Origin of the sequence: Enhygromyxa salina, from assembly GCF_002994635.1 — a bacterium.
Classification (GTDB): Bacteria; Myxococcota_A; Polyangia; order Nannocystales; family Nannocystaceae; genus Plesiocystis; species Plesiocystis salina_B.
This window is the reverse complement of record NZ_PVNL01000135.1, coordinates 82,198-106,606: the sequence shown is the minus strand read 5'-3', so window position 1 is coordinate 106,606 and position 24,409 is coordinate 82,198. Positions and strand designations below refer to the sequence as shown.

Here is a 24,409-nt window from a genome sequence, read left to right as displayed (position 1 = left end):
CACATTCATTTCTACGTTGTAATCGCTACATTCGCTGCGTTCACGCCATTGGCGTTCGTGACAGTAATTTCGGTCAATCGCCGAGCCGGGGTATCAAGGCCGCGATCACCTCAATGTGCTGCTCATGCGCAGAGCTGCAAATGCACACATATACGCAGATGAAGACCGACCCCAAGCGGATGGGGCATCCCAACGCTGATCGGGGGCTATGCGGGTTTGCGGGGACTCTGATGGCCCTGCTCGAGCGGCGAGACTATGGGTTCCTCGATGATCTATACGATTGTGTGAACAATGCGACCCGAATACTCGGGGTCGACAAGTCGGTACGCATCAAGGGGCGGATCCAAAAGCGCGTCGCCCACGGGATCATCCCCAACGAGACGTCAATTGATGACTGGAAGGCCTGCCTGGGCTTCATGATCCTGTTCAAGGAGCACTCCAAGGCGGCCGGAGACGGTCACTGGCAGACCTGCGTGACCTTCTCCGATCTGTTCGGGGGATTCAGCTACGACCACCTCGACGTCAAGTCCACGAGCGGGATCCTGTTCTTCAAGAAGACCACCACCACCCGATACAGCAAGCTCAAGGACCTGCCGTCGACGGCGGTGCTCAGCGACAAGCTCGACACTGGTGGTCTGTCCTACAAGAAGGGCGACTTCGGGGTGCCGCCGTCGGTGATCTCGGAGGTGCTGTCCGTCGCGGGCCTGAACGTCAGCAAGACCGATGTCGTCGCCAGCAACGCCGAAACCCTGAAGATGTTGACGAGGTGGAGCATGGTGAAGATGCTCAAGAAGACGTTCGTCGACGCCATGTACAACAGCCAGACGGGCGTGAGCCCCAACGATGGTGTGTTGCTTGGCGTGGGTACGCCAGCGAGCGTCCGCACCGACCTGAGCACCTACTACAACGTCGTCCACTGGGTGTACGTCCCAACGGTGCCGAACAGCCGGCCCAACAGCGGTGACTTCAAGGTCTGGACCTGGGGCAACGAATATAGCGCGAAGGATCTGTTGGACAGCAGGGGCATGGCGCCGGTCTACGCAGTATACCTGGCGCCGTAGGTGCGGCCGTGAGGCGGTAGACTCGAGGTCATGGCCCAACTGTATCGATCCTGGTCGCTCGCGCTCGCGCTCACGCTCACCTTCGCGTCACCGAGCTGCCACCCGCGTACGAGGGGTTCGCGGGCGGCACCACCAGCGCTGGCACGGGCTTGGATCTTCGCGTGTTGATCAGCGCCCAGGCCGGCGTTGGATCAGGTGAGATCTGCGACGTCCTCGTCTACCGCCCGGCCCCGTGACCCCCAACTCCATCGCCCAGCCATGAACACCTGGAAATGCTCGAACTGTAGCGCGACCGCGACGGCCTACTTGGCGCCGATCTGTCACGGCCAAAAAATGCACTCCACCACGCTCGTGGTGAGGAAGCGAAAGTTCGGTGACATCACGCCAGAGAAGATCGAGCCGTTCGTGCCGCGCAAGAAGCGAAAATTCGTCGTTGTGCGAAAGGCGCCGCCCGCTCCGAAGTGGAACTCCATGACCGTGCTGTTCATCCCGTTCGACGCGGGTGGGGTGTCCAGGACAAAGAAGGGCCTGCTCGAGAAAGGGAGCCGGGGCGAGGTGCTGCTGTCTGACCAGGACTCGTTCTTTCGGTTGCCATACGACGAGGGCTTCTTGAACAAGCGCGACTTCACCATGATGCGGGAGATGGAGGAGAGCGATATGGTGAAGGTCGAGACCCAGTCGAAGAAGGGCCTGCTGTTCCGCCCAGACACGACGGACAAGATGATGGAGGAGAAGGTCAAGGGCGGGCGGTTCAACTGGAATATCGAGTATGATAAAATAGCCGAGCAGGCCGTCTCGGGTATCAGCAGTGAACATGATCGAAAGTGGGAGAAAAAGCTGTTTCTCTTCACGAAGACTGGAAAAGTGACAAGTCATGTAAAGTGTGCTTGCACGACGAGCCACTTCGCCCGCGCAGACCGAGTGCCGAGGGCGTTTCCGGACATTATCTTCCTGTCAGAAGAGCTGAAGTACAACCAGTTTCCCGATCAGCTGGATGTCTTCGGTGTCGCGTACGTCAGGCAATCCAGCTCGGCCCTGACGTACAATAAAAAGGGAAGCCCAAAGGACTGGAAGCAGCAGATCTCGTGCTACGTCCGGACTGAACATCGAAGCAGCCACGAGCAAAACGCCGTCTTCACAACGAAACCCAAGGTCACGGACAACAAAGAGAGCGTGTTGGTCCTCACCAAGAAGCTGGGCGGCGTGAAGCTGGCCGTGTGCGGGGTGCACTTCTCATCCAAGTACGTCGGCCAGTGCAAGAACAACTCGAGCAAGGGCCGATTGGTGTTGAAGGAGAAGTTGAAGTGGAGCGAGCAGGAGCACGTTGACGTGCTAATTGGCGACTTCAATTTCGACTGCTCGTTCGACTCGCGGTTCATCACCGAGTACGTGTCTGGGCCACAATTCATCGGTGTTGGCGAGTCGCTCTCGACGCAGCGGATCGAGCGAGTTGTCTCCACTCGCGCCTCAAACACGAGCCAGGCGGGCCCGCTGCGGTTCATGAACGCGGTCGTCACCAACGACGAGACAATCATCCACCCCAACTCGAAGTCCGGGGAGGCCAGGCCACTCGTTGGTAATCAGTCGACAGAGGATGGGTACTACAGCGATCACCCGTGGGTCTTTGTCGCTGTTGGTAAGCGGACTTCCGACCTGTTGTAGGTCCGCACGCGCGCGCAAAACACAGACGCCCGACACCGCGAACCTCGCGACGCCAGGCGCCCACACAAACCGCCCGCTACGGGCGCGTCAAGCTCAGTAGTTGATCCAGGCAGCAGCGGTCCAGTCGTCGCCGCTGGGATCCACCGCGCCGATGTAGCTGGTCCCGCCGCAGCCCGAGCCATCGCCGCTCACGTCGCCGCTCGGGACGATGTTGGGGCTACCCCAGGCGATGCTGCCGAGCCCCGGATCGGTGTCGAGGTTGGCGCGCGCGGGATCCTGCACCCACGCGGCCCACCCGGCGCTGTCGAGGCTGTCGGCGCCCGAGACATGCGGCTCGGCAGAGAGGATGCCGAAGAAGATGTTGTTGGCGATGTCGATGTTGCCGCCGTCGGCCTCGAGGAAGGTCGCCTCGTCAGCGAGGTTGGTGGCCTCGTTGGTGGTGTTGGTGAAGATGCTGGCGTACCAGCTGCCGTGGGTGCCCTCTTTGATCGTGATCCCCTTGCTCTTGCCACCGCCGGCGCCCGAGCCGATGCAGGTGACATTGCACAGCGTCGGCGCGGTCTTCGGGGTCGCGTCGAAGTCACTGCTCTGGTTGGAGATCTCGAAGCAATTGTCGCCGGTCGAGTCAGCCTGGTGAATGAACACGTGCTGCGCCGTACCGCTAAAGCCCTGGTCCATGTCGAGCGAGTCGTCGGCGGCGCCCGTGACCACGATGTGGTCCAGGTCAAAGCTGCCGCCGAACATCTCGATGCCGTCGTCGAGGCCCATGTGCGACTGCACGTAGCTGGCCTTGGTCTGGGTCCCGCACGCGTAGAAGGTGATGCCGTTGAGCTCGTTGCCCTCGGAGATGGCGAACCCGGCGTACTCGACCCGGACGTAGCGGAGCGAGCCGCAGTCGTGGGCGGGGTTGGTTCCGCCGTAGGTGGGCGGGATCGGGAAGCCCTCGGCCATGCCGACGCCGCCCTCGAGGTTGACCGTGGCCTCGCCGAGCAGGACCAGGCCGCCCCAGTCGCCGGCGGCGGGGTTCTCGGCGTCGAACGAGGTGAACACGATCGGCGCGTCGGCGGTGCCCTCGGCGACGATCCGGGCGTCTTTCTCGATCACCAGCGCCGAGCCGGCGCCGCCCCGGATCAAGGTGCCCGGCTCAATCGTCAAGGTCGCACCGTTGACGAACACCAGGGTGTCGGGCGCGAGCATGTAGGTCTTGTCCGCGGTCCAGGTAGTGTCCTCTGAGATGTCCTCGCTGATCGTGACGGTGTCGCCGTCGCCGTCGCCGGTAGCGTCGCCGTCACCGTTGGTATCCGTGTCGCCATCAGCGGTGCCGTCATCCGTGCACGCGCCAAGCAGCAGCAAAGAGCACATCGAGCCAGTGGTCAGGATCGAAAAAATTCGCGTCATGGTTGGGGCACTAGCTACCTCGCGATTGTGACGAATCGCGATCGAGTCTGCGAAGTTCGTGTGACGTTCGCAGCCGCGCTGCCCGCAGTCTTTACCGCGCCGGTAGCGGCTCGACCCCGAGCAGCTCGCAGGTGTGCTCGTAGAGCCTGGCGCAGATCTGAGGATCCCGCGCGCTCGGGTGGACGCCGTCGATCTTCTCGCGCTTGAAGTAGCCGCCCGCGTGGGCCCGCAGCTCCGCGGTCGGCAGCAGCGCGAGGTAGATCGAGGTCGCGGCGCCGTCGTCGAGCGAGTCGCGGCCCTGCATCTTGAACCCGTCGACCAGCAGCTTGGTGGTGACCACGCCTGGGTGCAGCGAGACCGCGATCGGCCCGCTGTCGCCGAGCCGCCGGGCCAGCTCGACCGTGAACACCACCATCGCCAGCTTCGACTGCGCGTAGGCGGCCCGGTCATTGAAGCCGGCTTTGAAGTTGAAGTCGTCCCAGCGCAGCTCGCCGTGCTTGTGGACCATGGAGCTGACGTTGATGCAGCGCGCGCTGGGCGAGCGGCGCAGGCGGGGCAGCAACAGCTGGCAGAGCAGCGCAGGCGCGAGGTGGTTGACGGCAAAGGTCAGCTCGTGGCCCTGCGCGGTGCGAGCGTGCTCAGTCATGAACACGCCGGCGTTGTTGAGCAGCACGTCGAGCGGACGCTCGCCGAGCGTTACCTCGAGCTCGGTGGCGAGCTCACGGACCGCGTCGAGATCCGACAGCTCGGCCGCCAGCGCCTGCACGCGACCGTGGCCGGGGATCTGCTCGAGCGCGGCGACGACGGGCGCGAGCTTGGCGTTCGTGCGCCCATGAATGATGAGATCCGCGCCGGTCGCCGCGAGCGATTCGGCGGTCCTGCGGCCAATGCCATCTGTCGCGCCAGTGATGAAGATCGTGGAGGTCATGAGTCAGGGCGAAGGATCGACGAAGCCGTTGGTGATGTCGGCCATCAGCTGCAACCGCTCGACATCCTCGAGGGGGAGCTGCGGCGGCGCGAAGCCGCTGGTTGAGCATGGCAGGTCCAAGATCTTGCCGAACATCACGCAGCCGGCCAAGTAGCTGCCGGCCAGCGAAGGATGGCTGCCATCGTTGGCGTAGAGGGGGATCGGCGGGTCGAGCTGCAGGGCTGACATCCACGCGTCACCGACTGGCGCGACCTCGCTGCCGCTGGCCAGCGCGGCGTTGATGTAGCCGGTGGCCAGCCCTTCGTACATCTCCTCTACGGTCATGCCCAGCTGGATCAGGTCTGCGTTGCCCTGCTCGCGCGGCCAGGTCTGGTAGAGCAACACTCGGCCGTCGCCGGCCATGGCGACGAGCCCCGTGAAGTCGATGACCGCTTGCTCGAAGGTCGGGTAGTCGAGGATCGGCTCGACGCTCTGACCCTGCAGCACGACCACGTCCCAGTCGCCCGCGAGCGCGTCGAGGACCGCGGGGTTTTGCAGGTGGTCGATCACGCGTGTGCCACCCGGGGTGATCGCGTCGCTGATCACGGCCGCGGGGGAGTCGGCGCTCAGCGCCTCCACGATGCCCGGCAGATCGTTGACGGCGGTGTAGCTGTTGCCGACGAACAACACGGACAGCTCCTGCGGCTCGCCGTCGCCGTCGCCGTCGCCATCGCCTGGCTCGCCGTCGCCATCACCGGGCTCGCCGTCGCCATCACCGGGCTCGCCGTCGCCGTCGCCGTCGCCGTCGCCGTCGCCGTCGCCCGAGTCGCCGTCGCCGGGCTCGCCGTCGCCGTCGCCCGAGTCGTCAGTGCCCGGGTCGCCATCGCCCGTCTCACCGTCATCACCGCTGGTCTCGCTGGCAAGCGGGGCGTCCGTGTGACCCGCGACGCACCCGGGCAGCGCGAGCAGCCCGACGAAACTCAGCGTGAACAGCCGACGCATCCGCGGCTAACGATACCCCTCTGCCTGCAGCGTGAACAGCCTCGCGTAGCGCTTGTCGTTGGCCATCAGCTGCTCGTGGGCGCCCTCTTCGATGATCTTCCCGTGGTCGAGCACGACGATGTGATCGGCTGACCGCACGGTCGAGAACCGGTGCGAGATCAGGATCGCCATGCGATCCGCGGTCAGGTTGCGGACGTGCTCGAACACCGTGGCCTCGGCTTCGGCGTCCATCGCCGCGGTCGGCTCGTCGAGCACCAGGATGTCGGCGGCGGTCCGCATGAAGGCCCGCGAGAGCGCGACCTTCTGCCACTGCCCGCCCGACAGCTCGCGCCCGTCCTTGAACCACCGGCCGAGCTGGGTCCGATAGCCGTCGGGCATGTCGGTGACGAAGGTGTCAGCCATGCCCAGCTGCGACGCCTCGCGCCACCGGGCCTCGTCGTCAAAGTACTCGACGTCGCCCGCGCCCACGTTCTCGCCCAGCAGCATCTGATAGCGGGCGAAGTCCTGAAAGATCACGCCCACGCGCGCGCGCAGCTTGGCGGGATCCCACGCCGAGAGCTCGAGGCCGTCGAGGGTGATGCGGCCTTCACTGGGCTCGTAGAGTCGCGTGAGCAGCTTGATCAGCGTGGTCTTGCCCGAGCCGTTCTCGCCGACCAGCGCCAGCGACTGGCCGGGCACGAGGTGCAGCGTGACATTGTCGATCGCGGGCATCGTCGCGCCCGGGTAGGTGAAGCTCACGCCTTCAAAGCGCACGCCGTCGCCAGGCTTGGGCCCGACCAGCTCCACGCCCGGCTCACTACCGACCGGCTGATCCAGGTACTCATAGAGGTTGGACAGGTACAGGTTGTCCTCATACATGCCGCCGATCGCCGACAAGCTGGCCGCGACCGCCGACTGGCCCTGGCGAAACACCAGCAGGTACATGGTCATCTCGCCCAGGCTGATGTGGCCGCGCACGGTCTCGACGGCGATCCACGCGTAGGCGCCATAGAACGCGCCGGTTCCCAGCAGGCCCAGGGTGAAGCTCCAGAACCCGCGGCGCAGCGTGAGCCCGCGATCCTCCGCGAACACCAGCGAGAAGATCTCGCGGTAGCGCTGCAGCAGCAGCGGACCGAGCCCGTAGAGCTTGACCTCTTTGGCGTAGTCTTCGCGCGCGAGCACGGTCTCGAGATACATCTGCTTGCGCGTCTCGGGCGAGCGCCAGCGAAACAGCCGAAACGCCTCGCCCGAGAATTTTGTCTCGACCAGGAACGCCGGAAGCCCGCCGAGGACCAGGACCAACACCGCCCAGGGTGAGAACGCGAGCAGCAAGATCGCGTAGCTCGTCAGCGAGATCGCGTTCTGAACCAGCCCAAAGGTGCGGTTGACCAGGCTGAGCGGCCGCGACGAGGCCTCGCGCCGGGCCTGGGTCAGCTTGTCGTAGAACTCCGAGTCCTCGAAGTGGACCAGCTGCAAGGTCAGCGCCTTCTCGAGGATCATGACGTTGACGCGGTGGCCGAGCATCGCCCGCAGCAGCGACTGGCACACGCTCAAGCCCTTTTGCGAGGCCGCGAGCACGACCATGACCCCGCCCTCGAGCGCGACCCAGCCGAGCACCAGCGTGAACGCTGGCTCGGCGCCGGCCGAGACCGCAGCCGAGGCCGCGACCACGGCGTCGACGATCTCGCGCCCGATCCAGGCCCCAGCCGCGGGCATCAGCCCGGCGATCAAGGTCAGCGCGGCGATCAGGATCGTGAGCAGCTTCGAGCTGGTCCAGACCAGCTCGACCGCGCGGCGGCTGTACTGGAACACACCGAGGAACTGCTGGGTGACCGAGCCCTTGGGCTTGCGGCCGGCGGCGTTGGCTTCGGCGCCGTGCGGCGAAGGGCGAGCGTGCTTTTGGCTGTCGTGGGCGACCATGAGCGGGGGCGGGGGAGCGTCGCCCATCATGGGGCTGTGCGTCGATGGCCGCACCCCCCCGAAACGAGGGGGGCGGATCTGCGGCGCTCAGCCCCGAGTTTGCGTTCGGACCGCGCGCAGCACCGCCCCGGCGACGATCAGATCCGCGAGAATGATCCACAGCGGCCCTCGAGGTCCGAGCGCCAGCGCGTAGCCCAGGACCCACGGAATCGACATCGCCCCGAGGCTCGCGCCGACGAAGAAGGTGCTGGTCACGGCGCCGTCGAGGCGCATGTGCTGACTTGCGAGCGACAAGGTCGCGGGGAACATCGACGCGAGCGAGAGCCCGAGCGCGACCGTTCCGATCCACATCGCGGTCTCGCCGGGGATCAGGACCAGGCACGACACGCTTGCGATCGCGCCGAGCAGATCGATCGTCAGCAGCGTCTGCGGCCGGACCCGGGCCGCGAGCGGGATCGTCAGGACTCGGGCCAGGGTGAACGCGGCCCAGAAGCTCGACACCAGCTTGGTCGCGGCGTCCTGGTCGAAGCCGCTTCGGGTCGCGACGGTGAACGACCAGCCAGCGAAGCCAGCCTCGGCGCCCTGGCACAGCACGAACCACGCGACGAGCAGCCCGATCAGGCGGCTGTCGGCGGGCGCGGGCGAGCGCTGCTCGGTCGTAGCGGGCTCGGTTTGGGTTGGGCTCCGCGTTGACGAGACGCTCACGGCGAACGGCACGATCGCCAGCGCCAACCACCAATATCCCCACGCGACCGAGCTCGACGCCCCGACCACGAGCGGCGCGATCAGGGCCCCGACTCCATAGCAGCAGTGCAGCGCGCTCATGTAGGGGGCAATGCGGGCGCCCTGAACCCGCGCGAGCATCATGTTGTTGCCGACGTCGAGGACGCCCTGCGCGGACCCGAGCAGCAGGAACAGGCCGATCAAGCCGACCCGGGTCGGCACCAGCGGAACCGCCGCGAGGCCGGCCGCGATCACCAGCAGCGCTCCCACGAGGATCGGATGCGCGGTCCGGCGATCGTAGATCCGGCCGACGACCAGCGACGCGAGCAGATAGCCGAGCGAGCGGGCCGCGAACAAGATGCCGAGCGCGTCGGGATCGCTGTGGGTCTGGACCGCGAGCGCGGGCAAGGTCGGGCCGAGCACCCCCGACATCAAGCCGAGCGCCACGTGGCCGCCAAAGTATCCGGTTGTCTGGCGCGCCGCCTGGCCCCGCATGTTCGCGGCCGAGCATCGCCGGTTTGCGACCGGCAGGCTAGGGAGCCCGCCGGGCTCTGAGGATCTCCACGGTGCCGGCGTTGCGGTAGCCGGTGTGGCGCGCCAGCGTGACGGCGTCGCGGGTCAGCGCTGCCCGGTCACCCCACACCTGCGGTATGACACCGAGCAACATGGCCGCACGAGAGCTACATGGTACGTGGACGCCGCTGCCCTTGGTCCAGACAGCGGGCAAGCGAATCAAGGGCAGCGACCTGGCGCTCGGCGAGGCCGGTGCGTTCTTGGGGGTCTGTGAGGAGGGGCTGGCGCCGTGGGTTCGGCTCGGGCGCTGGGAGGCCGGCGCCTGGACTTGGAGCGCGCCGTGGACCGTGCCCCCGCGGCCGGACAATGCGGGGGCGCCGGATCGATGGGTGGGCCAGATCGACGAGGTCGGGTCGGTGTGGCTGGCGATCGATCGCCTCGATCCGATGCGCATTGCGATCAACCGGACCGAATATCAAGGCGGCAGCTACGGCGTGGTCGTTGGGCGGTGGGGCGGCGTGTTCGATCAGATCGAGTCGCCCACCGACTCGGACATTCGCTTTGGGCAGCCGATCGTGCTTCGCGGTGATGAGCTGTGGTCCAACGACATGAGCGACCTGTGGCACTTTCGGCGGGTCGCGGGCAGCTGGCAGGGTGTGTCGACCGACTGCACGCCGCAATTTTCTGGGGGCGCCGACGAACTCGGGTGGACCGCCGATGTCGCCGACGATGGGCGCTGGGTGGTACAGGACGTGTGGACGCTCGTCGCCGTGTTCGAGCGCCGACCCGTGCGCGGCGGGGGTGAGCGGTTTGCCTGGACGCGGACGTTGGCGTCGAAGACCAGCGTGAAGGGCATGGCGCAGACACCAAACGGGCTGGTCGTCGTGCATGAAGACCGCGACGGGGTCGCGCTGGAGATCGTGTTGCACGATGAGGACCTCCGGCCGATCCAGCAATGGACGCTGGACGAGGCGTTCACGGCGAGCTCTGCGGTCGTGGAGGGGCATCGGGTGGTGCTGCATCGCCAGGATGCGCTGCTGGTATTCGACCTGTATACGGGTTCGGTCACGCACCGGTTGATGATCCCGAAGGAGCTGGTCAAGGTTGGGCGGTATGCGCTCAACGCGAGCATGCGTATTTTTGGGGACGTGGTGTGTGTGATGACGGATTGGGAGATCGGGGTTTATGAGCTTGGTGTCACGGCCGTCGGCGGCGTGTGAGGCCGGCACCCAAGCCCAGGCCAACGAGCGCGAGCAGGGCCACGGCGCACCGCCGGGGTCACGCGTTACACACGCTACTGGGCCGCGCGCCCGGGCACCGTCACGAGCGAGGCCTACTTCGCCAACGTCGACACGTGGCCGCCAAGTATCCGGTTGTCTGGCGCGCCGCATGGCCCCGCATGTTCGGGGTGGAGCATCGCCGGTTTGCGACCGGCGGGCTAGCAGCCCGCCGGGTTCTGCGGATAAGCGATTGAAAAGCCGTCTCCAGCATGTCTCCAGCGCCGGGGCTCCCGGCGTGCGGAGTCGTCAGTTCAAGACGTGGAACGAGAACGCCCGGTAGCCCCCCGAGCAGGTATCGCCGACTGGCGCGTTGGGGTCGGACACCTCGATGCAGCGCTGGTGCTTGAGCGAGCGCATCTGGCCGTACCTCAACGTCCAGCCGGAGGTCGTGGCGGAGTAGCCCGACGCCTGGGTCCAGGCCGCGGCGTCGCCGATGCCGCCGATGACATTGCACTCGACGGACAGGTCGTCCTCCATCTTGAGGAACCGACCGGTCGGGTTGCCCTGGACGTCGAGCGCCTCGAACTGTCGCTCGGTCTGGCCGTCCATGTCGATGTCGACGACGTGAACGGTGAACGTGTAGCCCTGGGACCCACTGGCGGGGGCGTGCGTAGCCGAGACTGTGCTCAGGCCGGGGCAACCGACGAAGCCCTGTTGGCGGCTACCGAGCTGGACGATGTCGCCATCGGCGAGCGAGTTGAGGTCGGAGATGATCGTCCAAGATGTCACTTGGATGACGGGCTGTTCGTTGCCCTGCTCGGTGGCGAGCACACCGCTGGCCGCCTCGCCCGGCTCCGTGCCGTCGAGCGCCTCGATGTCGAGCTCGACGTCGAACTCATCGAGCTCGAGCGCGTCGACGTCATGGACCTCGCCGGGGTCACACGCGGCCAGGCTGGTCAGGGTGCAGGCGGCGAGGGCGATGCGGAGGGTGTGGGCGAGGGGGAGCTGAAGTCGTGACATTGTCTGGGTTCCTTGTGTTGAAGTCTCCGGGACCAATTCCCGGCGCTGACTGGGCTGTCCGGTGACGCTCGGATTCAATTGAAGAAACCCGTCAAGAACCGATCTTCGGCCAGTGAGCGGCCGGTTTGCGGCGCCCTGGGGGCCCCGCAGCCGAGGCCGGGCTCGAGCTCGGCTCCTCAATCCCGTTCCCGACACGTTCGCCGATGACGAGTGGCACCACCGCAAACAGTGCCACCACGGTGCGCTCAACCCTGGGGTTCAGGCAGACACACGCCACCTTCGGACTGGGCCTGGGTGCGGAAGGTGTTGAGGTACTCCCAGGCCGGCAGCTCGTCTTGCGGGATGCTCGCGTCCTCGCGCACGTTGGTCACATGATAGGTGTGTTGATTCCAGATCCGTCGCGCGGGGACCCACCGATCTTGGGCGTCTCCGATCACCTGCAGCGTGGCCGAGTTACCAGGAAGATCGCTCTCGGACACGACCACGAGCTCGGCCGAGCCGTCGTTGTCGACGTCGGCGACGACGGGATACTCGGTCGTGGTCCGGCTCAGCCTCGGGACCTGCAGCACCACCTGGCCAGCGTCATCGAACACGAACAGCGAGTTTTCGTCGCCGTAGATCGCCTCGGCGCTGCCGTCACCCAGGAAGTCGAAAGCGGTGCCGCCCGCGATTCCGGTTAGATCGGCCACGGGCGCGGCCCAGACCAACGAGAAGTCGCCGCGGATCACATTGTAGTGATTCGCCGAGCTGACCGCGAACTCCGACGCGCCGTCGCCCGTGAAGTCGTGGATCGCCGCTGGCCGTCGCCAATTGTTGTTGACGGCAGGATCCCCGCCAGGCGTCTGGTGAACGAAGGTCTTGGTCCCGTCATGCTCGAGCAAGCTCAACCCTTGCGGGCCAGATAGCAACACCTCGGGGAGTCCGTCGTCGTCGAGGTCACCAACCTGCGGGTGGCTGGGCGAGATGTCGAGGTGCTCGTAGTAGAGCGAGCCGTCATGGTGATACGCGCTGCGCCCGACGATGAGCTCGAGGTCGCCGTCGCCGTCGAGATCCGCGGCCGCGCTCGCGTGATAGAAGTTCAGCGGCTCGTTGGGCTTTTGAAACAGGACGTTGCCCTGGTGATCGAGCAGGCCGTTGCCCAAGAAGATCTCCACGTCGCCGTCGTTGTCGAAGTCTGCCAGCCCGAACGCCGGACGAGACGAGCCCAACCATGGGATCGCGGTCTGGGACTGAACTTCGCCCTCGTTCGAGATGATCACGAGCTGATTGGTGCTGGTCGCGGCGATGATCTCGGGTAGTCCGTCATCGTCGATGTCGCCGATCGCCGGCACCTGCGAGAAGTTCAGGCCGAGATCCAGATCCCAGTGGACCTCGCCGGTCGCCCCGTCGAGCACCCACAGCCACTCGGGAGCGTTGTTGAGCCCATCGTGCGTCATGACGATGATGTCCGGCACATCGCACAGATCGACCGCGCCATCATCGTTGTCGTCGCTCAGATTGGCGACCAGCGGCGTGGTGATGGCGTTGACGTGCAGACCCTCGCCGTACCACTCCCACTGGACCTCGGGGTCGAAGCTGCCCGCGACCGCTGACTCTTCACACGGGGGGATGGCGTCGAGCTCGCCGTCCTCCACGGTGCAGCTCGGCCCGCCCGTGTCGGCTTGGTCGAGCTGGGGCGAGTCGACGTCGAAGATGGTTCCATCGTCGGTGTCGGCGTCGCCGTCACCTGGATCGCCATCACCGTCACCATCGCCGTCGCCGTCCCCAGGATCGCCATCGCCATCGCCGTCGCCATCGCCGTCGCCGTTGTCGCTGCCGGACTCCTCGCCTGGCGTGGTCTCACCAGCGTCGGCGGTGGCGGCCTGTGTCAGGTTCTCGCCCGACGAGTCCCCGCACGCGCTCGAGCCCAGCGTCGGACCGAGCAAGAGCGCGAACGGGATCCCCCAGCGACGGTGATGCGAGGACATCAGGCCTTGTACCAGATCTAGCCTGCGCGGCGGGGCGCGCGTTGGACTCATGCAGTCGGGCAATCTTGCAGGATGGGATCGCAAGCTAGGGCTGGCCTCCAACCCCAAGGTCATGACTCCTTCGCGTCGGCCGGCACTCGAGCATCGCCGCGTGGCCGTGTGTCTCACGCCACCTCGTTCACGGTTTGCAAGGTCAGTCGAAGCCACCGCAGCCGCCACACGACGACGCGCAAGACGACGCGCAAGACGTCCCACAAGATGATGCCCCGACGTCGTGGTGGTCGTGGGTGGACAGATCAAACAGCCAGCTGTCGTGGTCGCTCGACGCGTGATGCGTGCTGGCGTCGAGACCGAGCGCTTCGGCATAGTCGTGATGACGGTGGAGCGTGATGTCCTCTGAACCCTCGGGCGCCACGAATGCTGCGGTGGAGTTGAGAGTCTCACAGCTCCGGGCTGCGAAGCCCTCCTCACCGACGTCGAGGACCGTGCAGCCCAACTCGTCGACGAGCGAGACGTCGCGGATCTGGATGTCGTGCTCGTAGCTCAGATCGCACCACAGCCAGGCGTAGAAGAAGTGGTCGTCGAAGCCATAGTAGCCGTAGTACAGACCCTCGCGCTCGTGCGCCAGCTTGCCGCGCATGCGGTCGCGCGTCTTGACCTGGGCCGCGGGGCGGATCAGCTGACGATCGATGGTGGTCTCGACCTTGTCGACCTGAATCTGGGCCGCGAGCGCGGTGGCGAGCTCGTCGACGAAATTGGAGAAGGCGGACTCGTGTGTGTCGAGGAGCTGGTCGTAGCGGGCCTGGTCTTCGAACACCCCGCGCATGCGCTCGCGCAGCGCCTCGAAGGGCTCGTCAGCGCGGCTGGAAAACTCGCGCATGAGGCCTTGGACCTGGACGAGGATCGGGAATTCGCCGTCGTCGTGGACCCGGTTGATCTCGGCCGTGATCAGCAGATCGAGGGTCGGGAGCTGGTGCTCGAGGACCAGCTGGATGCGCTCGAAGGTGCTCAGATCGGGGCCCTTCGACACGAGGGCGGGGACCTCGATCGCCTTCATGGCTGCGTTTAGATCGTCGGGGCGGCCGGCGCTGTCGAGGTAGAGATCCGTGCCATCGATAGCGAGGCGCACGATGTTGGTGATCTTCACCGATCGCAGCACCATGTTGAGCTGCTGGAGGATCGACACCGCGGTGAAGGTCTCGACCTCTTTGCGATCCCCGCTCAAGCCAGCGGTGAGGTAGTAGAACAGCTTGCCAAATAGCTTGCTGGGCTTGACACGCTGAATCGTGGTGAGCTGGGCGGGGTCGATGCCGATTGTGGCGGTGAAATACATGCGCTACTCGAGTTCTGGTTGGGTGAGGGTCTGACACGCGCCGCAGTCGGCGGTGACGATGCTTCGAACTCCGGGGCCCCACCAGCGGGGATCCGGGGTCCCGAACCACAGGGCGTACAGACCCAGTGTTTCGCGGAAGCGTGAGCGGTTGAGGGCTTCATCGCCGCCAGGATCGTGGTGGACGAAGCGGCCGAACTCGGTCCGGCACAGCTGGTCGTATTCGCGTGTGCACAGGATGAGCTCATGCCAGCCGTCATCGATCATCGCGCTGGGGGTCAGCCCCTGGCCGAGCTCGGCCGAGCTGTGCGCGGCGAGGTTGACGAAGCGGATGACCTCCGTGAGCAGCAGCTCGACGTCGCTGGGATCCACCTGGCAAGCGTGGACGAGCTTGTCACGCAAGATGGGCTTTCGTCGCAAGATCGCGCGGGCGAGGGCTGCGTGATCGAAGCGGACCGGGTGGGTGGACGAAGTCCGCTTCGAGTGGTCTTGGGGCCAGCCCATACTCTTCCTTACTATCACGCCAAGTCGCGGTGACGAGGTGCGGGCCGCCCAGACGGCCGCGGTCACTCCCCCACGCAGCGCAGAGCCGAGGGCGGGCTTTGCAGGACTTCGACGACGGCTGCGATGTCATCCTCGGCGATCCACTGGCGTCCACAGGGCAGGATGCAGTCGGCCATGCGAGAACTCGGCAGCTACCCTTGCGGTCGCCTCTGGGCCTGTCAAGCCAGCTTCGGGGCGGCTTCGCATGTTGCGACGGGCTCGGGCCTGAGCTAGCGTCGCCTGTGCTTCGCGCCGCCCGTGACATGAGGAGCCTTTGCGCTGTACCCGTCGCTGGCACCACGCTCGGGGTGGCCGCGTGCGACGCCAAGATTGAAGCCGCCCTGCGGCGTTGAGGTGACGGTAATGCCGGCGGCGATCGGGGTGTTGCTCGTCTCGCTGTTGGCCATCGGCCCGCGCGAGCATGCGCAGCGCATCGACTGGGAGGCGGTCGACAACTGCCCCTCGCAGCCGGCCGTCGAGCAGGCGACCGTCGCCTATCTCGGGCGCCCGCTCGCCGACTATGAACACGCGCTGGTCGCCGTCGGCCGGGTCGAGCCGAGCGTGAGCGGCTACCAACTGCGCCTGACGATCGACGTCGACGGGGTCGCCGAGCGCCACGAGCTGGGGGCCCTCGACTGTGAACAGCTCGGGCGCGACGCGGCCCTGTTGATCGCCAGTGCCGTGGATCCCTTCACCTTCGGGCCCCCGTTGGACGCCCCAGCGGCCCGCCAGTTGTTGGTCGTGTCGACGCGGGTTGTCGTCCAGCGACCACGGTCGCGGTCGGTTGCCGCCACGGGCCCCGAGCCACCCAAACCTTCGCCTTCGCCCGAGCCTTCGCGCCCACCCGAAGATTGGGAGTTGACCATCGACGCGCCGACGCTCGACGCACCCCGGCGCGCGCGAGCTCGGCGTCCGTCGCCCACGCTCGGAACGCTTGGGATCGCCGGAACCGGCTTCGCAGGCTTGTTCCCGCGGGTCGGTGGCGGCCTCGAGCTCGAGGGTGGGCTTCAGCGCGGCTTGTTTCGCTGGCAGCTCGGCGCGTCCGGGTGGTTTGGCGGCAGCTTCCGCGCCCCGCAGACCGACGTTGGCGGGGATCTGTGGGCGCTGTCGGGGACCACGGGCGGGTGTGTGGTCCCCCGGGTCGAACGTGTCGAGTTCCCGGTCTGCGGCGTCGTCGGGGCCGGCGTGATCGTGGCCACCGCGGTCAACACGACCGCGCCCGCCTCGCTCCCGCGGCCGTGGGTCTACGCCGGCCTGGATCTGCGCGCGGTCTGGCATCCTCGCCCGCGGCTCGGGCTCTATCTTGGGCTCTCGGTGCTGCCAGCCCTGGCTCGTCCGGCGTGGGCGGTCTCGAGCCCCGACGCGAGCTTTCGGATCGCGCCGGTCGCCGGTTTACTGCGTCTGGGCGTGGCGCTGGGCGGGCTAGAGCACCGACCAGTTTGAATTCACGACGCCAGGCACATCTGGGGCCGCTCCTGCCGTTGTCGACTCGGCGCTCGCAGTATGCCGGATACAGCTTCGGCCTCGCTCCTAGGCAGGAACGGCCCCAGACGCACCTGACGACGCGACTCCAAACTGATCGGCGCTCTAGGCGGCCGTGGCAAGAAACCGTAAATTGTTTTCACGCGATCCAGCCACCGCGGACAATCAGCTTGGCATGCAGGTATCGGCATCGGTCAGCGGCAGCTCCGACCTGGCGCTCCCGCCAGGGTTCGCCGATCTTTACGCCGAGCACTACGACTTCTTGTGGCGCTGCGCGCTGCGGCTGGGCGTGGATCCTGCGGCGACCGAGGACGTCGTCCAGGACTGCTTCATCGTCGCGCTGCGGCGCTTCGATGACTTCGATCCCGACGCCTCGGCCCGCGCCTCGACGTGGTTGTTTGGGATCCTCCGCAACGTGCTGCGCAACCACGCCCGCGCGGAGCGACGCCGGTCGGCCCGGATCGATCTCTACGCGGTCGCCCACCAGACCGACGCCGAGCCAGAAGCCAGGGCCGAGGCCGCGCTCGCGGCTCGGCTGCTCGACGAGTTCCTGGTCACGCTCGATCCCGACAAGCGGGCGGTGTTTGTGCTCGGCGAGATCGAGGGCATGACCGGGCCCGAGATCGCCGGGACCCTCGCGCTCAACCTCAATACCGCGAACGGCCGGCTTCGCGCCGCTCGCCAGGCGTTCACGCGCCACTTCGATGGTGGACCCACGCCGCCGTCCGCTCGCCGAGCAGCCGAACACCGTGCGCCGACCGAGGCCCGCAGCCGCGGGTTGCCAGCGATCGTGGCCGCTGCCGGGTACGGCGGTTGGGCGGGCTCGGCTGCGGTGCTCGGGGCGCATGGGGCCAAAGTGATCGCCGGTCTGATCTTCGCGGCCACGTGTGTGGGGGCGGTGATCATCGTCGCCTCTGCGGACCCGCGCGAAGCGCCCGCGGCTGGCCTCGAGTTGGGCCCGACGGTCGCCGAAGCGGGGCTGGCTGCTGCCGATTCAGCTCGGGCGACGTCGACGCCCGCGCTCGAGCCTGAGCCCGAGCCCGAGCCCGAGCCCGAGCCCGAGCCCGAACCCGAACCCGAGCCCGAGTCCCCGCCCGAACAACGCGATCCCAAACCGTCCGTCACGCTCCGCCCGCTCACGCGGCTCGCCGAAGCCCGCACCGCGCTGCTCGCCGCCGACCCCACGCGGGCGCTCACGCTCGTCGAAAATCGCCGGTTTGAGAGCTCCCTCGAGGGCCGCCGCGTCGCGCTCGAGATCGCCGCGCTGTGCCAGCTCGATCGCTCGCGTGACGCCGAGACCCGGGCCCGGAGGTGGCGTGATCAAAACCCCGATCACCAGACCGGGGCCCGCTTGGTCGGCGTGTGTTGGACCGAGTGAGCGGTGATCAAACGACACATGATCGCGGCCTCGCGGACAGTCACGCTTGAACATGGCACAGACCATCCACTACCAACCCATCGTGCTGTTGGCGACCTTCGTCATCCTCATGGCCGGCTGCGAGCTCGAGCCCGGTCAGCTCGAGGTCGGGTCCGAATCCGACGATGGCGACGCGAGCACCGACGACGAATCCGGCGGTGAACAGCTCGAGCCCGAGTGCCTGATCGGCACCGACATCGACGCCGTCGGCGTCGAGCAGTCGAGCTGGGCCCCGCCTTGTGAGGTCGTCTGCGATCAAGGCTGGGGGCACGGCGGCGAGCAGCTCGAGATCGACTGGACGATCAGCGAGTTTCCCCAACCCTACGAGGCCCTCCGCCCCCGCGGGCTCGGGTTGCTGGTCGACGACGAGGTCGTCGTCGGGGCGTTCAACGGCGTGGGCCTCGATTTGATCACCTACGACGCCACGGGGCAGCTGCTGTGGCGGCGAACATCAGCCGAGGTCGTGGGCGAGGTCGGTGAGCTCACCACCACCACCGAAGGCATCTATGTGCTGCACGCCGATGGCATACATGGCGGGCTGTCGGCGTTCGAGAATGACGGCGAGCACCGCTGGACCCGGGAATTCGGCGACGCGTTTGGCTACGGTGTCGCGGGTTCGGACGCCGGGATCGCGGTGGTGCGCATCCGCGATCCCTACGATGAGCCGGAGTTCGAGCTGGTGTTGTTCGGTGTTGACGGCGAGGTGATCTGGGCGGTACCCACCGCCGAGTTGGGGAGGCATGTCGCATTCTCGGGCACGAACGACACGATCGGGGTGGTCGGTGGCGGCGACGTCAGCATGCACTCGACGGCCGACGGGGCCTACGTTGGCGGGACGCCCACCAGCGGCACCGTGGCGCCGGTCCGCTCCGGGCTGGTGTTCATCGACGAGGAGACGATCATCAACGTCGGCGGGATCATGGACTCGGGCACGGCTCGCTTCAATGGTTGGTTCGAGCGCCTGACCACAGACCCGAGCAGTTGGAGCTACAGCTATAACCGCGCGAGCTCGTGGTGCCCCGATCCAGATAGCCCTGACCCGGAGGCGAGCACCTCCGAGAACTTCTTCGATGTCGTCGAGCTCGCGGACGGGACGATGCTCGCGGTGGGTCAGGAGATATTCTATGCAAAGGGGGGAGGTGGCGAGCACCCGCGGAGCGTTCAGTTCTCGCCGACCGGGGAATTCTTGCGAAGCGATCGGGCGCTGTGGGATGGCCGTTCGGTCGCCGCCGTCGCCACCTCCACCGGCGAGAGCTACGTCCTCACCACCGCAACAAACGATCTCGACGGCGCCGAGGGCTTTCGCGTGCGCCGGTACACGGCGCCCTGACACACGCGGTGCCGATCAGAGCACCGAGTGGCTATCGTGCGTCGACGCGACTCGGCGAGGCCCTCCATCGCGCTAGGTAGTCCGGTCGGGAGCACGGCTCCGCCAGTCTTCAGTGACGAGGTCGAGGTCCCGCTGGGCGGACGCGCCGAGCGCCCGTCGAGGGTGCCAGACGAATGGAAGCGGGGTCGCGGAGCCAGGCAGTGTGTGCTCGAAGCCTAGCTGCCACACCAAGCTCAGCGCCGATGCCGACCTGTGCCCGGGCTGCGGAAGCACAATCGTCGGCAATATCGACAGCTCGCTACTGGCAGCCGCTCGAGCCCGCGAACGGTGAGATTGACCATCCACCCCGGCGCAATCGGTCGAGACGCGCATGGCAGCCCCGTGCTAAGAGAGCGTCATGGCCGTCTCCAGACCTCGCGCGGCGGCCCTGGGACTCGGCGTAGTTTTGAGCGGCTGTAACCTGCTCGAGTTGGGCCCGGCCAGCAAGATCACGACCACTGAGATCATCGCCACGCGCGTTCGCGTGGTCGAGCTGGGCCCGCTCGACCCCGAGCGGGTGTACATCCCCAGCGTCGCGCCGGTCGCCGAGTTGCTCCCCGGCGACCGGGTGCGCGCGGAGCTGGTCGTCGTCGATCCCGAGGGGCTTCCGCTCGCCACCGACGAGCTCGACAGCATCTGGCTGGCTCGCGGGCGCGACAATCCGGGCCTCCACGACCCTGTCTTCGACGTTCGTTGCGAGGAGCTCGACGACTGGACGATGGACTCGGACTGTCGCCTCGGCGAGGGTCGCAGCGCCATCGAGTTCACAGTGCCGCCGCTCGCGGAGGACGCTCTGGCCTATGCCGGATTCCGGCTCAATGCCGTCGTCGCGTGGAACGGGGAGCGAGCCGAGAATTGTTGGGCCACCCGGCGCGCGCGCGAGGTGATCCCACCAGACTGCGGCTTCATCGAGTTCAACTGCGCAGTCGGACCGATCTGGTGGCTGCAGGCCTACGCCCGCTCACAGGGGCTGCCCCCGACGGTTCCGCCCGACCTGTTCCCGGCGCCCATCTACGGGCAGCAGGCCAACCGGCCCCCGGTCGTCGAACACATCGAGGTCGAGGTCGACGGTGAGATCCGCGATCCCCTGGTCGTGCCCGCCGGAGGCGTCGCCGGGCCGGTCCACGTCGAGGCCGGGGACAGCGTGAAGCTGCTGTTCACCGTCGATCCGCTCGAGCAGCTGGCGCAGGTCTTCTACGTCCCGCTTGGTCAGCTTACTGGCGCCCCGTTGAACGCGTTCACGGTGGGGTTCGAGAGCGTTTGGGTGCGGGTCTCGACCAGCGCTTCGATCGAGTATGAAGAACCCGAAAACGAGGGCGGGCCGGTCAAGACCGACAGCGACTCGCCGATCGTTCTGCACGTCGACGAAGAGGCTCGGGCCGGGACCGCGCGGGTGGTGGTCGTCGTCAACGACCGCCGTGGGGCCGAGGAAGTCTACTGGGTGGAGCTCGAGGTCCAATGAGGTCGGCGCTTCGACGCGGGGCGATGGTCCTGGGCCTGCTCGCAGGGCTCGGTCCGCGAGCGACCCTCGCCGCGCCGCCGACGGTCGAGCGCCCCGCAACGACCCAGGTGAGCGGGCGCGTGCGCGAGGCCGGCGGGAGTCGCAGAGGCGTCGCGGGGGCGGTCGTCCTGGTCGTCGAGGCCCCAGCCGATGTCCGCCCCGGTCGCGAGGCCCGCGACCCGCTCGACCCCGACGCCGTGAGCTGGACACGGCGGGCCGAGACCGACGCCGAGGGCAACTTCCTGCTCGAGGAGGTCCCGGTCGGCAAGGTCCGGGTCGTGGTTGTCGCCGGCGGCTACGCGCGCCTCGAGCAGTGGGCTGAGGTCGACGCGGGAGACCGCGCGAACGAGCTCGACCTCTACTTGCGACGTGACGCCGGCAGTGACTACCGCACCGAGGTTCGGACCGAGCGCAGCCGCAGCTACGCGGTCGAGCCCGAGCATGTCATCGACGCCCAGCAAGCGCGACGCTATGCCGGCAGCGGCGATGACCCGCTGCTCGGCGCGCAGAACCTACCGGGCGTGGCCCGGAGTCCGCTCGGGCTCGGAATGATCGGCTTTCGCGGCGGCGACCCGACCGAGGCTGGGCACTACCTCGACGGTCACCCGATCCCTCGTTCGTTTCACATCCTCCCGATCGCCAGCGTGCTCTCGGCTCCGATGGTCGACAGGATCGAGCTCAGCCCTGGCAACTACTCGGCGGCCTACGGCAGCTTTGGCGGCGGCCTGATTGCGATCGAGAGCCGCCCCGGCGGCCGCGCGGGGATTCACGGCCAGGCCCACCTCGATCTGTTCGACCTCGGCACCACGCTCGAGGGGCCCGTCGGCGAGGGCTCCGTGCACGTCGGCCTGCGCCGCAGTCACGTCGGCGACATCCTGCAAGCGGTCCGCGCCCTGCCGACGGCCAACCCCGCCTTCTGGGACTATCTCGGTCGCTTCGACCACCCCCTGGGCGCCCGCACCCAGCTCACCGTCCGGGCTCTCGGCGCCGGTGATCGCCTGACCGGCGACGAGACCTTCGAGTTTGGCGCGTCCTTTCATCGCTTCGACCTCGCGCTGCGTCGAACCAGCGAGGACTGGCTCATCTACGTGAGCCCCTCGCTGCGGCTCGACGCCTCCAACCTGCAACAAGGCGGCAACGAGCTGCGCCGCCACGCCAACGTCTACTCGGTCCGGGCGGCGTTCACCCGCCGCAATCTCGTGCCCTGGCTGAACATCGAATTCGGCTCGGACATCGTCGTCGAGCGCTGGCGCCTTCGCGACCACACACAATTCAACCTCGCGTCTTTGGAAGGCGAGATCCGGACCATCGAAGACGACGAAGACACTCGCGGCGATCAGCTCCGCCTGGGCGCCTGGATCTCGCTGCCGATGAGCTTCGGCGCCTGGCAGCTGGTCCCCGCGCTGCGAGCCAACGTGTTCGCCTACACGGGCTACCCACGCATTCGCCCCGATCCCCGGGTGGATCTACGCGGCCCCGTGCACGAGCGGGTCGATCTTCACCTGGCGCTGGGCATGTACTCGGCCCCGGTCGTCGTTGCCCGCGGGGAAGACTCGGATCTGATCGAACAGAACGGATTCCTCGGCGACGGGCTGGCCGATGTGCCTCAGTACTTGATCGCCTATTTCGAGCCCAACATCTCGATTGACGTCGACGACCGCTCGGCGAGCGCCACCTATGTCATTCATGGCTCGGCCGGAGTGCAGGTCCGGCTGCCCTGGGAGCTCGAGGCCCGCGCGACTGGCTTTTGGCGCGAAGGCCTGCCGGTCACCCTCGAGCGCTTCCGGGGCGATCCCTACTACTACGGCCGGCGGCGGTCCCTCGGTCTCGAACTGCTCTTGCGGCGCTCGCTGGCCAACGATGTGATCGACGGTTGGCTCGGCTACACCCTGATGTGGGCCCGGGCTGAGGACCAGGCCGGCGAGTGGTTGCCGGCCGTGTTCGACCAGCGCCACAACTTCGTCGCCCTGCTTGGGGTGAACTTGCCTCGGAACGTTCGCGTGGGCGCACGCTTTCGTCTGGTGTCCGGCAACCCGGAGACGCCGGTGGTCGGACGCGAGGTCGTCGCCGACGACGGCGTGTGGTTCTACCGTCCGCTCCGCGCTCCACGGGGGACCAGCTATCAGCCCATGTTTCACCAGCTGGATCTACGCGTCGACAAGTCCTGGGTGAAGGACCGAACCCGCGTGACGACCTATCTCGACGTGCAAAACGTGTACAACCGGATCTACCCCGAGGTCTGGATCTACTCGCGGGACTGGGCCGAGCGCAGCTCGTTGATCGGGCTGCCGATCTACCCGAGCCTCGGGGTGCAGGTCGACTTTTGACCATCGTGCCTCGGCAGGCGCATGTCCGAGCGCGCGCCCAACGTCGCGTCATCGGTGACGCGTTCTCAGCCGCGCTTCATGAAGCCGTAGCCGTTGTTGATCAGCGGCATCACCTGCCCCCTCCAGTAGCGCTCGACCTGCACGCCCGCCGGCAGACACCGACCGATTACATCATCGAGCTGAAGTCGGAGCTCCTCGGACTCGACCTTGTCGAGGCACGTCCGCAGTTTCAGCCCGGGCGTCCGCCCCAGCGCGAGGAGGCGCGTACGAACGGCTGTTTCCGCTTGGGGGCGCTCGTTGTCGTCGCTAGCGAGGTCGATGAGCTCGTCGATGTCGTCGGCGCTGAGGTAGAGCGTCAGCGACTCGATCCGACCAAGCGCCTCGTGGCGAATCTTCTCGAGATCACCCCAGTTGATCCACAGCGAGCGAAGCCGCGAGAGCATCACCTCGGAAGGCGCCCAGCCGTCGAGCTCGATGTAGCCCTCGAAGAACACCAGCTCCTCCAGCTGCGGTAGCTCGTCCAGCCAGCGGAGGCCGCCATTGCGGGGATCGATCCCACAGTAGTTGGTGAACGCGACTCGCCTGAGGCTCGGATGTCCCGCCAAGGCGCTGAGATCGTGGAGCAGCGTGGTGCCGTAGAGGACCAGCTGCTCGAGCTTGGGAAACAGGGCAAGGAACGGCGCGGACTCGTACGAGCCCTCGTCGAAGAAGGTCACCGCCTGGAGCTGATCGACGATCGACGGGTCTGCTCGCAGCGCGCGCTCGACCTCCGGCCAGAGTTCGTCGACGCTCTCATTCGCCAGCGCGAACTCGCCGAGCCGCCACTGCCCCGACTCCAAGTGCAGCTCTTGGGTCTTGCTGAGCGCTGCCAGTAGATCATTCATGTCCTATCACTGCGCGTCGTGGTTCGAGGGGTGGCGCCCTGAAGCGACCATCGGCCTCGGCGGGACCGAGCGTCACGGCGAGAGGCTACATCTTCGTGGTCTTGCTGGGAACCTCAGGGGACCTGCGCTCACGCCAGGGTTTGCTCGCGCCGGGCAGGTTGGGGTCGAAGTCGCGCTCAGGGTC

The 24,409-nt window shown here is 66.9% G+C and carries 18 protein-coding genes; 8 read left to right on the top strand and 10 right to left on the bottom strand.

The window, feature by feature from the left end:
- The first annotated feature begins 140 nt into the window (after window positions 1-140).
- Window positions 141-1,061, top strand: a complete 921-nt coding sequence (locus tag ENSA7_RS34690; RefSeq protein ID WP_181234405.1) for a hypothetical protein — start codon at window positions 141-143, stop codon at window positions 1,059-1,061.
- Window positions 1,062-1,319: 258 nt separating this feature from the next.
- Window positions 1,320-2,723 (top strand): hypothetical protein, encoded by a 1,404-nt coding sequence (locus tag ENSA7_RS34685; RefSeq protein WP_106093701.1) that lies wholly within the window; start codon window positions 1,320-1,322, stop codon window positions 2,721-2,723.
- Between the two features lie 93 nt (window positions 2,724-2,816).
- On the opposite strand, the gene ENSA7_RS34680 is transcribed toward ENSA7_RS34685, so the two are convergent.
- From ENSA7_RS34680 to ENSA7_RS34655, 5 genes are all read right to left on the bottom strand, one after another.
- On the bottom strand, window positions 2,817-4,121 hold the full coding sequence (locus tag ENSA7_RS34680) for a beta-helix domain-containing protein (RefSeq protein ID WP_106093700.1): 1,305 nt from the start codon (window positions 4,119-4,121) through the stop codon (window positions 2,817-2,819).
- Window positions 4,122-4,212: 91 nt separating this feature from the next.
- The gene (locus tag ENSA7_RS34675) at window positions 4,213-5,049 is read right to left on the bottom strand and encodes an SDR family NAD(P)-dependent oxidoreductase (protein ID WP_106093699.1); all 837 of its coding nucleotides are present in this window, start codon (window positions 5,047-5,049) and stop codon (window positions 4,213-4,215) included.
- Between the two features lie 3 nt (window positions 5,050-5,052).
- Window positions 5,053-6,030: an SGNH/GDSL hydrolase family protein gene (locus ENSA7_RS34670; protein WP_181234404.1), complete on the bottom strand. Its 978-nt coding sequence runs from the start codon at window positions 6,028-6,030 to the stop codon at window positions 5,053-5,055.
- A 6-nt stretch (window positions 6,031-6,036) separates the two neighbouring features.
- Entirely contained in the window at window positions 6,037-7,956 is a 1,920-nt protein-coding gene (locus ENSA7_RS34660) for an ABC transporter ATP-binding protein (RefSeq protein WP_244924009.1), read from the bottom strand.
- 60 nt (window positions 7,957-8,016) lie between these two features.
- Complete coding sequence (locus tag ENSA7_RS34655) at window positions 8,017-9,147, bottom strand: MFS transporter (RefSeq protein WP_106093697.1); 1,131 nt, start codon at window positions 9,145-9,147, stop codon at window positions 8,017-8,019.
- A 170-nt stretch (window positions 9,148-9,317) separates the two neighbouring features.
- Here ENSA7_RS34655 and ENSA7_RS34650 point away from each other — a divergent pair, with 170 nt between their 5' ends.
- A complete protein-coding gene (locus tag ENSA7_RS34650) occupies window positions 9,318-10,385 on the top strand; it encodes a hypothetical protein (RefSeq protein WP_146158485.1) in 1,068 nt (355 codons plus the stop codon).
- Window positions 10,386-10,691: 306 nt separating this feature from the next.
- On the opposite strand, the gene ENSA7_RS34645 is transcribed toward ENSA7_RS34650, so the two are convergent.
- The 4 genes from ENSA7_RS34645 to ENSA7_RS34625 form a co-directional block, all read right to left on the bottom strand.
- Complete coding sequence (locus ENSA7_RS34645; protein ID WP_106093695.1) at window positions 10,692-11,405, bottom strand: hypothetical protein; 714 nt, start codon at window positions 11,403-11,405, stop codon at window positions 10,692-10,694.
- A gap of 245 nt (window positions 11,406-11,650) precedes the next feature.
- A complete protein-coding gene (locus ENSA7_RS34640; RefSeq protein ID WP_181234403.1) occupies window positions 11,651-13,372 on the bottom strand; it encodes an FG-GAP repeat domain-containing protein in 1,722 nt (573 codons plus the stop codon).
- 193 nt (window positions 13,373-13,565) lie between these two features.
- Window positions 13,566-14,705, bottom strand: a complete 1,140-nt coding sequence (locus tag ENSA7_RS34630) for a hypothetical protein (protein WP_106093693.1) — start codon at window positions 14,703-14,705, stop codon at window positions 13,566-13,568.
- A 3-nt stretch (window positions 14,706-14,708) separates the two neighbouring features.
- Window positions 14,709-15,206: a glycine-rich domain-containing protein gene (locus tag ENSA7_RS34625; RefSeq protein WP_106093692.1), complete on the bottom strand. Its 498-nt coding sequence runs from the start codon at window positions 15,204-15,206 to the stop codon at window positions 14,709-14,711.
- A 402-nt stretch (window positions 15,207-15,608) separates the two neighbouring features.
- Between ENSA7_RS34625 and ENSA7_RS34620 the strand changes: the two genes are divergently transcribed.
- The 5 genes from ENSA7_RS34620 to ENSA7_RS34600 all read left to right on the top strand — a co-directional run bounded on the left by ENSA7_RS34620 (window position 15,609) and on the right by ENSA7_RS34600 (window position 23,341).
- Window positions 15,609-16,688, top strand: coding sequence for a hypothetical protein (locus ENSA7_RS34620; protein ID WP_106093691.1), 1,080 nt, complete (start codon window positions 15,609-15,611; stop codon window positions 16,686-16,688).
- Between the two features lie 214 nt (window positions 16,689-16,902).
- A complete protein-coding gene (locus ENSA7_RS34615) occupies window positions 16,903-18,105 on the top strand; it encodes an RNA polymerase sigma factor (protein ID WP_146158483.1) in 1,203 nt (400 codons plus the stop codon).
- 52 nt (window positions 18,106-18,157) lie between these two features.
- The gene (locus tag ENSA7_RS34610; protein WP_106093689.1) at window positions 18,158-19,474 is read left to right on the top strand and encodes a hypothetical protein; all 1,317 of its coding nucleotides are present in this window, start codon (window positions 18,158-18,160) and stop codon (window positions 19,472-19,474) included.
- A gap of 397 nt (window positions 19,475-19,871) precedes the next feature.
- Entirely contained in the window at window positions 19,872-20,975 is a 1,104-nt protein-coding gene (locus tag ENSA7_RS34605; protein ID WP_146158482.1) for a hypothetical protein, read from the top strand.
- On the top strand, window positions 20,972-23,341 hold the full coding sequence (locus tag ENSA7_RS34600) for a TonB-dependent receptor plug domain-containing protein (protein WP_106093687.1): 2,370 nt from the start codon (window positions 20,972-20,974) through the stop codon (window positions 23,339-23,341). Before ENSA7_RS34605 ends, ENSA7_RS34600 begins: the two co-directional genes overlap by 4 nt.
- Window positions 23,342-23,406: 65 nt before the next feature.
- Here the strand turns inward: ENSA7_RS34600 and ENSA7_RS34595 are convergent, their stop codons facing one another.
- The gene (locus ENSA7_RS34595; RefSeq protein WP_106093686.1) at window positions 23,407-24,225 is read right to left on the bottom strand and encodes a hypothetical protein; all 819 of its coding nucleotides are present in this window, start codon (window positions 24,223-24,225) and stop codon (window positions 23,407-23,409) included.
- Between the last annotated feature and the right edge of the window lie 184 nt (window positions 24,226-24,409).